Annotated in this window: 14 protein-coding genes and 1 pseudogene; all 15 read right to left on the bottom strand. The window is 69.1% G+C overall.

All coding sequences use genetic code 11. The features are described 5' to 3' along the window. Positions 1–3: 3 nt before the first annotated feature. Complete coding sequence (locus G6N10_RS00145) at positions 4–372, bottom strand: F0F1 ATP synthase subunit epsilon (RefSeq protein WP_234810613.1); 369 nt, start codon at positions 370–372, stop codon at positions 4–6. 34 nt (positions 373–406) lie between these two features. Next, entirely contained in the window at positions 407–1,843 is a 1,437-nt protein-coding gene (gene atpD, locus G6N10_RS00140) for a F0F1 ATP synthase subunit beta (RefSeq protein ID WP_085098214.1), read from the bottom strand. 44 nt (positions 1,844–1,887) lie between these two features. Further along, on the bottom strand, positions 1,888–2,796 hold the full coding sequence (locus tag G6N10_RS00135; protein WP_085098211.1) for a F0F1 ATP synthase subunit gamma: 909 nt from the start codon (positions 2,794–2,796) through the stop codon (positions 1,888–1,890). A 21-nt stretch (positions 2,797–2,817) separates the two neighbouring features. After that, a complete protein-coding gene (gene atpA / locus G6N10_RS00130; protein WP_085098207.1) occupies positions 2,818–4,464 on the bottom strand; it encodes a F0F1 ATP synthase subunit alpha in 1,647 nt (548 codons plus the stop codon). Between the two features lie 54 nt (positions 4,465–4,518). Further along, positions 4,519–5,856 carry a F0F1 ATP synthase subunit B/delta gene (locus G6N10_RS00125; protein ID WP_085098204.1) on the bottom strand — a complete coding sequence of 446 codons (1,338 nt, stop codon included), beginning with the start codon at positions 5,854–5,856 and terminating at the stop codon, positions 4,519–4,521. Beyond that, positions 5,857–6,360, bottom strand: a complete 504-nt coding sequence (locus G6N10_RS00120; RefSeq protein ID WP_085098201.1) for a F0F1 ATP synthase subunit B — start codon at positions 6,358–6,360, stop codon at positions 5,857–5,859. 9 nt (positions 6,361–6,369) lie between these two features. Next, the gene (locus G6N10_RS00115; protein ID WP_020104130.1) at positions 6,370–6,633 is read right to left on the bottom strand and encodes a F0F1 ATP synthase subunit C; all 264 of its coding nucleotides are present in this window, start codon (positions 6,631–6,633) and stop codon (positions 6,370–6,372) included. A gap of 69 nt (positions 6,634–6,702) precedes the next feature. Continuing rightward, the gene (gene atpB / locus G6N10_RS00110) at positions 6,703–7,482 is read right to left on the bottom strand and encodes a F0F1 ATP synthase subunit A (protein WP_085098198.1); all 780 of its coding nucleotides are present in this window, start codon (positions 7,480–7,482) and stop codon (positions 6,703–6,705) included. A gap of 19 nt (positions 7,483–7,501) precedes the next feature. Next, a complete protein-coding gene (locus G6N10_RS00105) occupies positions 7,502–7,942 on the bottom strand; it encodes a hypothetical protein (protein ID WP_085098195.1) in 441 nt (146 codons plus the stop codon). Positions 7,943–8,220: 278 nt separating this feature from the next. Next, entirely contained in the window at positions 8,221–9,444 is a 1,224-nt protein-coding gene (locus tag G6N10_RS00100; RefSeq protein ID WP_085098192.1) for a glycosyltransferase family 4 protein, read from the bottom strand. Positions 9,445–9,490: 46 nt separating this feature from the next. Further along, a complete protein-coding gene (locus G6N10_RS00095) occupies positions 9,491–10,144 on the bottom strand; it encodes an L-threonylcarbamoyladenylate synthase (RefSeq protein WP_085098189.1) in 654 nt (217 codons plus the stop codon). Then, positions 10,141–11,043: a peptide chain release factor N(5)-glutamine methyltransferase gene (prmC, locus tag G6N10_RS00090; protein ID WP_085098186.1), complete on the bottom strand. Its 903-nt coding sequence runs from the start codon at positions 11,041–11,043 to the stop codon at positions 10,141–10,143. The genes G6N10_RS00095 and prmC overlap by 4 nt, the downstream gene beginning before the upstream one ends. Further along, positions 11,043–12,116 carry a peptide chain release factor 1 gene (gene prfA, locus G6N10_RS00085; protein WP_085098183.1) on the bottom strand — a complete coding sequence of 358 codons (1,074 nt, stop codon included), beginning with the start codon at positions 12,114–12,116 and terminating at the stop codon, positions 11,043–11,045. Before prfA ends, prmC begins: the two co-directional genes overlap by 1 nt. Before the next feature lie 99 nt (positions 12,117–12,215). After that, entirely contained in the window at positions 12,216–12,455 is a 240-nt protein-coding gene (rpmE, locus tag G6N10_RS00080; RefSeq protein ID WP_085098181.1) for a 50S ribosomal protein L31, read from the bottom strand. Between the two features lie 106 nt (positions 12,456–12,561). Then, positions 12,562–14,161, bottom strand: a pseudogene (fadD1, locus tag G6N10_RS00075) (fatty-acid--CoA ligase FadD1). Between the last annotated feature and the right edge of the window lie 17 nt (positions 14,162–14,178).

Raw genomic sequence — 14,178 nt, 5'->3', positions numbered from 1 at the left:
CAATCAGCCGAGTTGCCCCACGGCACGCAGTTGCGCCCGCCCGCGGGCGGCCACCCGTGGATCTTCGGACTCAGCGTCGACCTTGGCGACGTCCACGTCAACCTCGGACTCGAACGCCGCCCACTCCACCAGGATGATGACACCCTCCTCGGTGACGGACAGGAAGCCGCCGTCGACGGCGATCCGCAGGTCGGCCTCGCCCTCACGCTCGACCCGCACCACGGCGTCCTCGACCAGCTGGCCCACCAGCGGAATGTGCCTGGGCATGATGCCGATGTCACCGGCGGTGGTCCGGGTGAAGACGAACGTCGCCTTACCCGACCACAGTTTGCGCTCCACGGCGACGATGTCGACGTTCATTTCAGCCGCCATCAGCCACCACCTCCCTCAGTCCGGTCGGCCACGATCACAGCTTGGCGCCGAGGCTCTCGGCCTTCTTGGCGAGATCTTCGAGACCACCGATCAGGAAGAACGCCTGCTCGGGCAGGTGGTCGAACTCACCCTTGGCCAGCTTGTCGAAGGCCTCGATGGTCTCTTTCAGCGGCACCGTCGAGCCCGGCTGGCCGGTGAACTGCTCGGCGGCCATCATGTTCTGGCTCAGGAAGCGCTCGATCCGGCGCGCCCGGTTGACCAGCTGCTTGTCCTCTTCGGACAGCTCGTCGATACCGAGGATGGCGATGATGTCCTGCAGGTCCTTGTAGCGCTGCAGGATCCGGATGACCTCCTGGGCGACCCGGTAGTGCTCGTCGCCCACGACCGACGGGTCGAGGATGGTCGAGCTGGACGCCAGCGGGTCCACCGCCGGGAAGATGCCCTTGGAGAACACCGCACGAGAAAGCTCGGTGGTGGCATCCAGGTGCGCGAACGTCGTCGCCGGGGCCGGGTCGGTGTAGTCGTCGGCGGGCACGTACACGGCCTGCATCGAGGTGATGGACCGGCCACGGGTCGAGGTGATCCGCTCCTGCAGCTCACCCATCTCGTCGGCCAGGGTCGGCTGGTAGCCCACCGCCGACGGCATCCGGCCCAGCAGGGTGGAGACCTCGGAACCGGCCTGGGTGAACCGGAAGATGTTGTCGATGAACAGCAGCACGTCCTGGCCGGCCTCGTCGCGGAACCACTCGGCCATGGTCAGGGCCGACAGGGCGACGCGCATACGGGTGCCCGGCGGCTCGTCCATCTGACCGAACACCAACGCGGTGTCCTTGAGCACGTTCGCGTCGGCGAGCTCGACCCACAGGTCGTTGCCCTCACGGGTGCGCTCCCCCACGCCAGCGAACACCGAGGTGCCACCGAAGTTGCGGGCGATGCGGTTGATCATCTCCTGGATCAGCACGGTCTTGCCCACGCCGGCGCCGCCGAACAGGGCGATCTTGCCGCCACGCACGTACGGGGTCAGCAGGTCGACGACCTTCAGGCCGGTCTCCAGCATCTCGGTGCGCGGCTCGAGCTGGTCGAACGGCGGCGGCTTGCGGTGGATGGACCAGTGCTCGAAGTCCTCGCCGTAGCCGGGCTTGTCCAGGCAGTGGCCCAGCGCGTTGAACACGTGGCCCTTGACCTCGTGCCCGACCGGCACGGTGATCGAGGAACCGGTGTCGGTGACGTCGACGCCGCGGACCAGGCCGTCGGTGGGCTGCATCGAGATGCAGCGCACCAGGTTGTCACCCAGGTGCTGGGCGACCTCCAGGGTCAGGGTCTTGGCCAGCGCACCGTAGGTGATCTCGGCGTGCAGCGCGTTGAACAGGTTGGGCACCGATCCACGCGGGAACTCGACGTCGACCACGGGGCCGGTCACGCGGACGACCCGGCCGGTGACGTCGCTCTTAGTTTCAGCGGTAGCAGTCATTCTTCTTCGCTCTCTGACTTCTTAAGTGGTCGCTTCTCGGGGGACTAATCTTTTGCGTCGGCCAGGGCGTTCGCGCCGCCGACGATCTCGCTGATTTCCTGGGTGATCTGTGCCTGACGCTCGCGGTTGGCTTCCAGCGTCAACAGCTTGATCAGATCGTCGGCGTTGTCGGTGGCCGACTTCATCGCCCGCCGGCGTGAAGCCGACTCCGATGCCGCCGCCTCCAGCAGCGCGGCGTACACCCGGGTGGCGACGTAACGCGGCAGCAGTTCCTCGAACAGCGTGGTGGCGTCGGGCTCGAAGGTGAACAGCGTCGTCGGCCCCTCGGCCACCGGCGTCTGATCCTCGACGTACTCGACGACCAGCGGAGCAATCCGGCGGGCCTCGGCCGACTGGGTCAGCATCGTCTTGAACTCGGTGAAGACGATGTGCAGTTCGTCGACGCTGTGTTCGCCCTCTTCGCCGGCCAGGAACGCGCCGACCAGGGTCTCGGCGATCTCCTGGGCGTGCGCGAACGTCGGCCGTTCGGAGAACCCGATCCAGGACTGGATCACCGCCCGGTTGCGGAAGCTGTAGAAGCCCAGCGCCTTGCGCCCGACGACATACAGATCCGCTTCCTTGCCCTGCTCGCGCAGCAGCGTCAGCAGTTCCTCGGCGTGGCGCAGCACGTTGGCGTTGTAGCCACCGCACAGGCCGCGGTCGGAGGACACCACCAGGACGGCGGCCCGGGTTGCCTCGGGCCGCTCGACCAGCAGCGGATGATCGAGCGCACTGTGGCCGGCCAGCAGGGTCAGCATGTGCGTGATCTCGGACGAGTACGGCCGGGCCTGCTCGACCCGGGCCTGCGCCTTGACGATTCGCGAGGTGGCGATCAGCTCCTGAGCCTTGGTGATCTTCTTGATCGCCCCGGCCGAGCGGATACGTCCACGCAATTCGCGCAGTGTGGCTGCCATGTGGTTACCAGACCTTCCGGTCTACTTCTTCGCGGCGGACTTGCGAACCTGCACCTTTTCGGTGGAGACCTCCGCCTCGTCGAGGGCGTCGACCTCGGGGTCGACCGGCACCACGGAGGTACCGTCGGTCGCCCGGAAGCCCTTCTTGAAGTCGTTGATCACCGACACCAGCTTCGCCTCCAGCTCCTCGGAGAGCTTCTTGGTGTCGCGGATCTCGGTCAGGATCTCGCTGTGCGAGGTCTTGATGTGCTCCAGGATCTCGGCCTCGAAGCGGGCCACATCCTCCACCGGCACGGAATCCAGGTGGCCCTGGGTGCCGAGGAAGATCGAGACAACCTGGTCCTGCACCGGCATCGGCGAATGCTGCGGCTGCTTGAGCAGCTCCACCAGCCGAGCACCACGCTCCAGCTGAGCCTTCGAGGCGGCATCCAGGTCCGAGGCGAACGCGGCGAAGGCCTCCAGCTCGCGGTACTGCGACAGATCCAGACGCAGCGAGCCGGCCACCTCCTTCATCGCCTTGATCTGGGCGGCGCCACCGACGCGGGACACCGAGACGCCGACGTTGATGGCCGGGCGCACACCCTGGTTGAACAGGTCGGTCTCCAGGAAGCACTGGCCGTCGGTGATCGAGATGACGTTGGTCGGGATGTAGGCCGAGATGTCGTTGGCCTTGGTCTCGATCAGCGGCAAGCCGGTCATCGAACCGCCACCGAGCTCGTCGGACAGCTTGGCGCAACGCTCCAGCAGCCGCGAGTGCAGGTAGAAGACGTCACCCGGGTAGGCCTCGCGGCCCGGCGGGCGACGCAGCAGCAGCGAGATCGCGCGGTAGGCCTCGGCCTGCTTGGTCAGATCGTCAAAGATGATCAGGACGTGCTTGCCGTTGTACATCCAGTGCTGGCCGATGGTCGAACCCGTGTAGGGGGCGAGCCACTTGAAGCCGGCGGAGTCCGAGGCGGGTGCCGCGACGATGGTGGTGTAATCCATCGCGCCGCCCTCTTCCAGCGATCGCTTCACGCTGGCGATGGTGGTGCCCTTCTGGCCGATCGCGACGTAGACGCAGCGGACCTGCTGCTTCGGGTCGCCGGTCTCCCAGGCCTCACGCTGGTTGAGGATGGTGTCCACGCAGACCGCGGTCTTGCCGGTCTTGCGGTCGCCGATGATCAGCTGACGCTGGCCACGGCCGATCGGGGTCTGCGAGTCGATGGCCTTGATGCCGGTCTGCAGCGGCTCGGACACCGACTGGCGCTCCACCACCGAGGGGGCCTGCAGCTCCAGGGCGCGACGGGTCTCCGCCACGATCTCGCCCTTGCCGTCGATCGGCTCGCCGAGGGGGTTGACCACGCGGCCCAGGAAGGCGTCGCCGACCGGAACCGAGAGCACCTCTCCGGTCCGCTTGACCTCCTGGCCCTCCTCGAGCTTGTCGAAGTCGCCGAGGATGACCGCGCCGACGACGTGCTCGTCGAGGTTCAGTGCCACGCCGAGGACGCCGCCGGGGAACTCCAGCAGCTCCTGGGTCATCGCCGAGGGCAGACCCTCGACGTGGGCGATGCCGTCGCCGGCATCCACCACGGTGCCGACCTCCTCACGACCGGAGGCGGGGGTGAACGAGGCTACGTAGTCCCCGATCGCGCCTTCGATGTCAGCAGCCGAGATAGTCAACTCTGCCATGGCTTTTCGTCTTCCTGCCTTTGTATTTTGAGATGGGTGCCTGGTTGATGCCGGTCAGTCCGGCAGCCCGACGCGGGCCGCCGTCAACCGGGACGCGATCGCGCCGTCGATGACCTCGTCGGCGATCGTGATGTGCAGACCGCCGAGCAACTCGGGGTCGACATCCAGCTTCAGCGCGATCGGATGCCCGTAGATGCGGGCCAGAATCGTGGTGAGGCGGGTGCGCTGGGTCTCCGACAGCGAAGCAGCGGCGGCCACCTGGGCCACCAGCTCGCCGCGCCGCGTCACCGCGACCTCGGCGAGGTCGTTGACGACGAGGTCGATGCGACCACCGTGCAGCAGATCCAGCGCCTGCGCGAGCAGTTCCCGGGTAACCGGGTGCACCGAACCACCGCGATCCAGCAGATCATTGAGCAGCGACAGCCGACCGTCGAGCGGGCGGGGGTAGTCGCTGAGCAGCGTGGTGAGCTCGGGGGAACCGTCGAGCACCCGACCGAACTGGAACAGCTGGTCCTCCACCTGCTCGCCGGCGTCGAGACGCTCGGCGCGCACCAGTAGGGCCAACTGCGCCAGGTAGCCGAACGCCGGAGCCACATCGTGCTCGCTGGACCACGGCGACGCCGCGGCCAGCTGCACCAGCTCCAGGGTCTTGGCCCCGATCTGGCCGGCGAACACCCGGTCGACCAGGACGCGCTTGGCCTCCGGCTTGTCGGCCGGGGTGACCAGCACCCGGCTCAGCTCGGTCTGCTCGCGCAGCACCTTGCTGACCGCCGCCAATTCGTCGGCCAGGCCGACCAGCTCGTCGGTGCCGACGGTGTTGCTGACCGCCTCGAACTTGGTGACCAGATCGGCCACCGCGCGCCGGCTGGCCGCCCGCAGCTTCAGCGACACCGCACCGGGCAGCGCCGCATCGGCCGGGGCCATCGAGTCCAGCTCGTCGAGGAAGCGGTCCACCGTGGCCGCCTGGGCCGCCGGATCGGCCACGTGGGCCCGGACGATCTCCTCGGCGCGGCGCACCGATTCGGCACCGAGACCCGACCGCAGAGTCCGGATCTGCTGCTGACGCAGCGCGTCGACCTGGGCCATGCCCTGGGCCTTGATCCGGTCGGCATCGGTGGCGGCCTGCTCGCCCAACTGCTCGGCGATCCGAACCGAATCGGCCTGGGCGTCGGAGGTGATCCGCGCGCCCTCGGCCTTGGCGTCCACCAGCATCTTGGCCAGCGTCTCGTCGGAGTTGGCGAGCTTCTCCGATGCGGCCGCGCTTTCGGCCAACGCTTCCCGGATGGCGTCCTGCTGCTTGGTCATCAAGCCGCCGACCAGCGGGAATACATACTTGACCGCCAGCCAGGCCAAGATGCTGAAGCCGATCAGCTGACCAATGAATGTGGACATCTAGCGACTCCCGCCTTTGGCCGCACCATCGAGCCCGAGGATGCGGTCGGCCAATGTGCGCGACAGGCCGTCCACCGAAGCATCGAGCTCGGTGGAGGCGGCCTCCGCGTTCTTCGACAATTCCGCCCCGGCCGCGGCCACCGTGTTGCTCACTTCGGCGCCGGCAGCCGCACGCGACTCGTCGACGGCCTTGCGGCCGGCGGTCCGGGCCTCGTCACGAATGGCCGACGCCTCGGTGCGGGCCTCGCCCAACGCGTCTTCGTAATCGGCCTCAGCGGCGGCCACCTGTTCGACCGCCAGCTTGGTGTCGGCGGCGGTCTTGGCCAGCATGGCCTCGCGCGCGGCGAGAGCCTCACTGACCGGTGGCACAACCCACTTCGCGATCACGCCGAGCACGATCAGGAAGATCAGCAGCACGACGAAAAAGGTGCCGTTGGGGATCAGAAAGTTCGACTGTCCCCCGCCCTCTTCCGCCGCGAGGATGGTTGCGCTCAATTCACCCATGTCGCTGGTTTACGAAAGGCCCGGGGTGGCGAACACGAACAGCGCCATGAATGCCAGGTTGATGAAGTACGCGGCCTCCACCAGACCAACGGTGATGAAGAACGGGGTGAACAGGCGACCCTGCGCCTCGGGCTGGCGGGCAATGCCGGAGATCAGCGCGTTACCGGCGATACCGTCACCGATACCGGCACCGATGGCGCCGCCGGCCATGATCAGGCCACCGCCGATGAGGGCGCCCTGGATGATGGTGGCATTCGTTGCTGCGTCGGCCATTCCTATTTCCTCCTTGATAGCTGACAGGTACTGCCAGGTCTGTTGTGATGCGGTTGGTTTTGGGGAGCCCTAGTAGGCGTGTGCCTCGGACTCTTCGTGGTCGTGGTCGAGTTCCATTGCCTGTCCGAAGTACAGGATGGTCAGCAGGGCGAAGATGAACGCCTGGATCAGCCCGACGAACAGGTCGAAGGTCTTCCAGATGGCGTTGGGCGCCCACATGATCCACGGCGGGAACAGTGCGATCAGGCTCAGCATGATGCCGCCGGCGAACAGGTTGCCGAACAGACGCAGGGACAGCGAGATCGGCTTGGCGATCTCCTCCACGAGGTTGATCGGCGCCAGGACCGCGACGTGGCCCTTGAGCACCTTGATCGGGTGGCCGATCAGGCCGCGCCGCCAGAACCCGGCCAGGTGGTAGCAGAGGAACACGAACAGCGCGAGGGCCAGCACGAAGTTGATGTCGGCGGCCGGCGGCTTGAGCAGCTCGCTGGTGGCGCCGCTGGAGTCGGTGTACTGCACCGGCAGCACGCCCAACCAGTTGGCGGTCAGGATGTAGGTGAACAGCGCGATGGCCAGCGGCAGCACGAACGGGGCGATCTTCATGCCGATGGCGCCCTCGACCTGGTCGCGGGCCTGGATGGTGATGGCCTCCCAGAACAGCTGCAGCTTGCCGGGCACCGCGGTGGAGGTCACTTGCGACTTCAGCACGAAGGCCAGCGCGATGACGATGACGCCGGCGACCGCCGAGGCGATCACGGTGTCACCGTTGATGGTCATGCCGAACCAGTGCCAGATCGGGGCGTGGTGCCCGACGTGGATCGCGGCCTCGGCGAGGAGACTCTCAGTCATCAGCGGATCAATCCTGTCTTCATCCGTCGTTGGATACGGCGTCGGCGTTGGCCTGGGCGCGCAGCTTCTTGAGAACCGGCAGGGAGGTGCTGATCACCAGCAGGGCCTCGAACAGCGCCAGCCCGAACGGGGTGCCGAGCCCCGCCGGCTGGAATTTCCATGCGATGAGCAGCGCGATCGCGCCGAACACCAGCAGTCGGCCCGCGGAGTTCGCGGCCATCTTGGCCTTGAGCGGATGCGCCTCGTTGGTGATCGCGGTGACCGCCCGGCGCACCAGCAGCGCGTTGATCAGACCGAGGGCCAGGCCGAGGGCGAAGAACGCGCCGAACAGCGGGGTGCCCATCCAGGTGGCGACGGCGGTGACCACACCGGCGATGACCAGGCAGATCACCCCGAGGCGGGCGGGGCGGAACGCAACGGCCGGCAGCACGAAGGGCGCATCTTGCGCTGGCGTCGTCACTGCTTCACCTCATCGTCGAGATCATCGGGACCCACCGAACTGCGGCCCTGCCCGATGAGCGTATCGGAGCGCAACGACCGTGTCGGGGTCACCCAGCGGGTAGAGCCCTTGTCGGTCGCATTCCGGCCTGGGCGGCAGCTGGCCGCCCGGCCCGGGGGCCGGCAACCCGTGGGTCTCGCTCGGGTTCCGGCGAAAACGGTACCACATGGTAGGAGGCCCAAAATCTTGGTACTACCGAACGTCGTAGAGCGACGGGGCGGGGTCCGCCGCCCCCGGTTTCACAACCCCTGGGTGCGCCAGTCGTACGGCTGCTCGTCGTCGTCCCCGCCACGGCGCAGCAACGGCACCAGGGTGACCACCACGGCCACCACGATCGCCGCCAGCATCACCGCGCCGGTGTAGCGCGGCGGCACGAAGATGGTGCTCGCGGCGCCGAACGCGATGATGCCGACCCACAGGTAGATCAGCAGCACCACCTTGCGGTGCGAATGGCCGATCTGCAGCAGTCGGTGGTGCAGGTGCATCTTGTCCGGACTGAACGGGCTGCGGCCGGCCCGGGTACGCCGCACGATCGCCAGCAGCATGTCCAGCGCCGGGACCGCCATCACCGCGACCACCAGCAGGAACGGCGACAGCAACGCGAACACGTCGCGGGCGCCGTAGGCGTTCTGCGAGATCGGGCCGGCCGCCGTCGTCGAGGCCGCGGCCAGCATCAGCCCGATCAGCATCGACCCGGAGTCGCCCATGAAGATCTTGGCGCGGTGGAAGTTGTGCGGCAGGAAGCCCAGGCAGGCTCCGGCCAGCACCACCGAGATCACCGCCGGCGGGTAGAACAGCACGTCTCCCCCGTGATCGCGCAGCAGGCCGACGGAGAACGCGCAGATCGCCAACGCGGTGATCAGGCCCAATCCGGCGGCCAACCCGTCCAGGCCGTCGACGAAGTTCATCGCGTTGACGATCGACACGGTCAGCGCCAGGGTCAGCAGAATCGATGCGGTCTGATCCAGCACCAGGGTGCCGACCCCGCCGATCGGGATGTAGAGCACGCTCCAGGCCACCCCCATGGTGACCAGCACGCTGGCGGCGGTGATCTGGCCGGCGAACTTGGTCAGCGCGTCCAGGCCCCAGCGGTCGTCGATCAGGCCGATCAGCATGATCACCCCGCCGGCCACCAGCACCGCGGGCATCCCGGTCGAGTAGACGAAGCCGCGGGTCAGCGCCGGCAGCTCGGAGGCCAGGAACACCCCGGCGACCACCCCCAGGTACATCGCCAGGCCGCCCATCCGGGGCACCGGGGTGACGTGCACGTCGCGGTCCCGCGGGATCGCGACCGCACCGATCCGGATCGCCAGCACCCGCACCGGACCGGTGGCGAAGTAGGTGATCACGGCGGCGGCCAGGCCGACCAGGGCGAGCTCGCGCAGCGGCACACCGGCGCCGCGGTCGGCCAGCGCCAACAGCTGCATCGCCGTCGTGCCGTCCGCACCGCCTCCGCTGAACATCGATTGCACCGTACTGCACCGCACCGGGTTTCGGTCCGGAGCGGACTCAGCCCAGCAGCGCCTCGGGGTCGGTGCCGAGCACGGCGGCGATCGCGGCGGCGCTGATCGGACCGACCCGCAGGATCCGCGGCGCCGGGCCGCTGAGGTCGACGATGGTCGAGGCCGCCCGGCGGGCGGCCGGGCCGCCGTCGAGGTAGACCGCGACCTGCTCGCCGAGCTGGCGCTGCGCCTCGGCGACCTCCACCGCGGGCGGTTGCCCGGAGATGTTGGCGCTCGAGACCGCCATCGGGCCGACCTCACGCAGCAGCTCGATGGCCACCGGGTGCAGCGGCATCCGCAGCATGACGGTGCCGTCGGAGTCACCGAGGTCCCACTGCAGCGAGGGCACCTGGCGCACCACCAGGCTCAGCGCGCCCGGCCAGAACGCCTCGATCAGGTCGCGGGCGGCCGAGGGCACCGGGAACACCAGGCCGTCGATGGTCTGCCAGGACCCCACCAGCACCGGCACCGGCATGTCCCGGCCGCGACCCTTGGCGGCCAGCAGCGCGGCCACCGCCTCGGCGTCGAAGGCGTCGGCCCCGATTCCGTACACGGTGTCGGTGGGCAGCACGACCAGTCCACCGCCCTTGGCGGCGCTGACCGCCGCGGCGATGCCCTGGCGGCGCTGCTCGGGATCACCGCAGTCGAACATCTGCGTCACGCGTCGTCCTCCCGTCGGGAATTGTCCGGACCTGACCGCACCGCCGTCACGAACCGCGGCCGACCGGTCAGGTCGGTTCTTGCCACGATGTCACCGAAAACCCCGGCGCGGCGCAACACCGCCACCGTCGCGTCGGCGGTGGTGTCGTCGTGCTCGATGCCGACGGCCCCGCCGGGGACCAGCCAGCGCCCGGCCAGCGCCGCCACCGCGGGGATCACCGACATCCCGTCGGGACCGCCGAACAGCGCGTGGTGCGGGTCGTGGTCGGCCACCTCGGGCTCCAGGCAGGCGCCCTCCGGGATGTACGGCGGGTTGCACACCAGCAGATCCACCCGGCCGTCAAGCTCGGGCAACAGGCCCGCCGCGGTGACGTCCGCCCGGTGGATCCGGATTCCGGTGCCGGCGGCATTGCACCGGGTGTACTCCAGGGCCTCGGCCGAGTCGTCCACGGCGACGACGGCCGCCCCCGGGTGCCGCTCCGCCAGCGCCAGCGCCAGCGCTCCGCTGCCGGTGCACAGGTCGACGACGACCGGGCTGGGGCCGGCGTGCTCGAGCACGCCGTAGGCCCACTCCAGCAGCGCCTCGGTCTCCGGCCGCGGCACGAACACCCCGGGGCCGACCTGCAGCGTGACCGGCCCGAACGCCGCGGTCCCGGTCAGGTGCTGCAGCGGGACGCGGCGGGCCCGGGCGGCGATCAGCTCGTGGTAGCGGGCGGCGTCGGCGTCGGGCAGTCGATGACCGGACAGTTCCAGCACCGCCAGCCGGCTGCGGTCGACGCCGGCGGCGTGCGCGGCCAGCAGTTCGGCGTCGGCGCGCGGGGAGGCGACGCCGGCCTGCGTCAGCGTCGCGGTGGCCGCCCGGATCACTTCCCGCAGCGTGCCGGCCTGTCCGGACGGCATCAGGCCTGCTGCAGCCGGGCCTGCTTGTCGGCCGCGGCCAGCGCCTCCAGCAGGGCGCCGAGCTCGCCGTCGAGGACCTGATCGAGGTTGTGCGCCTTGAAGTTGATCCGGTGGTCGGCGATCCGGTTCTCCGGGAAGTTGTAGGTCCGGATGCGCTCGCTGCGATCCACCGTGCGGATCTGGCTGGCCCGGTCGGCGGAGGCATCGGCGGAGGCCTGTTCCTCGGCCACCGCCTGCAGCCGGGCCGCCAGCACCTGCAGCGCGCGGGCCTTGTTCTGCAGCTGCGAGCGTTCATTCTGGCAGGTCACGACGATGCCGGTGGGCAGGTGGGTGATCCGCACGGCGGAGTCGGTGGTGTTCACGCCCTGGCCGCCCTTGCCGGAGGACCGGTAGACGTCGATGCGCAGATCGGACTCGTCGATCTGGACCGCCTCGACCTCCTCGGGCTCCGGGTAGACCAGCACCCCGGCGGCCGAGGTGTGCACCCGGCCCTGGGATTCGGTGACCGGCACCCGCTGCACCCGGTGCACGCCGCCCTCGAACTTCAGCCGCGACCAGACGCCGTCGGCGGAGTCGCCCTTGCTGGCGATCGCCAGCGTCGCGTCCTTGTAGCCGCCGAGGTCGGAGGTGGTCTCGTCGAGAATGGTGACAGTCCAGCCCTGCCGCTCGGCGAATCGGATGTACATCCGGGCCAGGTCGGCGGCGAACAGCGCGGACTCCTCGCCGCCCTCACCGGACTTGACCTCCAGCACGATGTCGTCGGCGTCGTGCGGGTCACGCGGGGCCAGCATGTCGGTCAGCGCGGTGTCCAGCTCCGCGACGGTCTGCTCCAGCGCGGGAATCTCGTCGGCGAAGGACTCATCCTCGTCGGCCAGCTCGCGGGCGGCCTCCAGGTCGCCGCGGGCGGCCACCAGCTTGCGGTGGGTGGCCGCGATGGGCGCCAACTGCGCGAATCGGCGGCCGGCCTTGCGGGCCGCGGCCGGGTCGGCGTGCAGCGCGGGGTCGGCCAACCGGCTCTCCAGTTCGGCGTGCTCGGCCAGCAGCGCGTCGATCGCCGGTGCGCTCTGGGTCATCGCCGCCTCCTGGGGGATGTGATGCGGTGGGGCTGCCGGAAATGACACCGGCGCCCGGCCGGTCGCGCGAGGCGACGGCAACGGGCGCCGGGGACACGGCTAGCTGTCGGCTTCGGCGTTCGCCTTGCCGACGTTGCGCCTTCCGTAGCGCTTCTCGAAGCGGGCGACGCGGCCGCCGCTGTCCAGGATCTTCTGCTTGCCGGTGTAGAACGGGTGGCACTGCGAGCAGACCTCCACCACGATGTGACCGCTGTCCTTGGTGCTGCGGGTGGTGAAGCTGTTCCCGCAACCACAGACCACGGTGGTCTCTTTGTACTCGGGGTGAATACCGCTTTTCATGGTGTCCTCTGCAATCGTTGGCCGCCGGGTCGCCCGAACAGACCTGGGTTTATGGGCGTGAACCGGAACCGGAGATGGTCGACGGTCGATTATGCCAGGCCATCCGTCATGCACCCAAAACGCCGGCCGGCTCGCCGCTATTCCGGCCCTGTTCGGCGCGCCGGTACGCCTTGCCGTCGCGGCGCCACAGCACGCCCTCGTCGACGTCGGTGCCGCGGGCGACCAGCTCCCGTTTGAGGATCTTGTTGGTGGCGGTGCTGGGCAGGTCCGCGGCCAGCCAGACGTGCCGCGGCCAGGCCTTCGGGGACAGGTCGGGCTGGGCGGCCAGGAAGGCGGCGAAGTCCTCCGGGGTCAGTTCGGTGCCGTCACGCAGCACGATCGCGGCCATCACCGCGTCGCCGACGAACTCGTCGGGCACCGGGTAGACCGCGACCCGGCTGATCGCCGGCAGCCGCAGCAGGATCCGTTCGATGGGCGCCGCGGTGATGTTCTCGCCGTCGACCCGCATCCAGTCCGCGGTGCGTCCGGCCAGGTAGATCCAGCCGTCGGCGTCGCGGTAGGCCAAGTCCCCGGACCAGTAAATGCCGTCGCGCAGCCGCTCGTCGGTGGCGTCGGGGTCGTTGTGGTAGCCGCGGAACATCCCGCTGCCGCCGGTGTTGACCAGTTCGCCGGTGGCGGCCTCGGCGTTGAGCAGCGCGCCGTCGGCGTCGAACCGGGCAACCTCGCATTCGGTGCGGGTGACCGGGTCGTAGATCGCGACGCCGGGGAACCCGCGTCCGACGCTGCCCGGTGGGGTGTCCTCGGAGCGGGTGATGATGATCGCCAGCTCGGTGGAGCCGAAGCCGTCCCAGACGCGGCAGTCGAAGCGGCGGCTGAACTCCTCGATGTCGCGGTCGGCGGCCTCGTTGCCGAACGCCACCCGCAGCGGGTTGTCGCGGTCGTCGGTCGATTCGGGGGTGGCCAGGATGTAGGCCAGCGGTTTGCCGACGTAGTTCATGTAGGTGGCGCCGTAGCGGCGGATGTCGGGCAGGAATCCCGACGCCGAGAAGGCCGCCGGTGCCATGGCGGCGCCGGCGGCCAGCGCCACTCCCCACCCGGCGTAGACGGCGTTGGAGTGAAACAGCGGCATCGCCAGGTAGCAGGTGTCCTCGGCGGTGAGGTCGTAGCGAGTGACCAGCGCGCCGGCGGAGAACAGCACGATGGCGTGCGGAACCCGGACGGCCTTGGGGGCGCCGCTGGTGCCCGAGGTGAAGATCATCATGAAGGTGTCGTCGGGCCCGACCTCACGCTGCGGCGTCAGCTCGCGGTGCGGCCAGGAGGCGTCCCCGACGTCGATGACGGTGACGCCGGGCAGCTCCAAATCGGCGAGCAGGTCCCGGTGCGCGTCGTCGACCAGCAGGATCTGGCATTCCACCTTGGCGATGTCGCTGGCCAGCGCCGCACCGCGTCGGGTGTCATTGATGCCGCACAGCACGTAGCCGCCGAGGGCGGCGGCGGCCATCGCGGTCAGCATCTCGGGGGGTGTTGCCCAGCAGGGTGCCGACGTGCAGCGACCGGCCCGGTTCGGCGAGCTCGATCAGCGCCGCGGCCTGCGCGGACGCCTCGGCGACGTGCTCGGCCCAGGTTTGACTGCGATCACCGTGTTTGATGGCGACGGAGTCCTGTCCGGCACGTTCGCGAAGCAGCTGCTGCAGCGTTTCGGCCATCGGAACTCCCCAGATCG

This window comes from Mycolicibacterium fallax (assembly GCF_010726955.1).
In the GTDB taxonomy this organism is placed as follows: Bacteria; Actinomycetota; Actinomycetes; order Mycobacteriales; family Mycobacteriaceae; genus Mycobacterium; species Mycobacterium fallax.
This window is presented reverse-complemented; position numbering and strand designations above follow the sequence as displayed.

Bases quoted from the DNA above. Each gene is read 5' to 3' on its own strand.
- G6N10_RS00145 (WP_234810613.1), bottom strand. From the start codon at position 372: ATGGCGGCTGAAATGAACGTCGACATCGTCGCCGTGGAGCGCAAACTG.
- atpD (WP_085098214.1), bottom strand. From the start codon at position 1,843: ATGACTGCTACCGCTGAAACTAAGAGCGACGTCACCGGCCGGGTCGTC.
- G6N10_RS00135 (WP_085098211.1), bottom strand. From the start codon at position 2,796: ATGGCAGCCACACTGCGCGAATTGCGTGGACGTATCCGCTCGGCCGGG.
- atpA (WP_085098207.1), bottom strand. From the start codon at position 4,464: ATGGCAGAGTTGACTATCTCGGCTGCTGACATCGAAGGCGCGATCGGG.
- G6N10_RS00125 (WP_085098204.1), bottom strand. From the start codon at position 5,856: ATGTCCACATTCATTGGTCAGCTGATCGGCTTCAGCATCTTGGCCTGG.
- G6N10_RS00120 (WP_085098201.1), bottom strand. From the start codon at position 6,360: ATGGGTGAATTGAGCGCAACCATCCTCGCGGCGGAAGAGGGCGGGGGA.
- G6N10_RS00115 (WP_020104130.1), bottom strand. From the start codon at position 6,633: ATGGCCGACGCAGCAACGAATGCCACCATCATCCAGGGCGCCCTCATC.
- atpB (WP_085098198.1), bottom strand. From the start codon at position 7,482: ATGACTGAGAGTCTCCTCGCCGAGGCCGCGATCCACGTCGGGCACCAC.
- G6N10_RS00100 (WP_085098192.1), bottom strand. From the start codon at position 9,444: ATGTTCAGCGGAGGCGGTGCGGACGGCACGACGGCGATGCAGCTGTTG.
- prmC (WP_085098186.1), bottom strand. From the start codon at position 11,043: ATGCCGTCCGGACAGGCCGGCACGCTGCGGGAAGTGATCCGGGCGGCC.
- prfA (WP_085098183.1), bottom strand. From the start codon at position 12,116: ATGACCCAGAGCGCACCGGCGATCGACGCGCTGCTGGCCGAGCACGCC.
- rpmE (WP_085098181.1), bottom strand. From the start codon at position 12,455: ATGAAAAGCGGTATTCACCCCGAGTACAAAGAGACCACCGTGGTCTGT.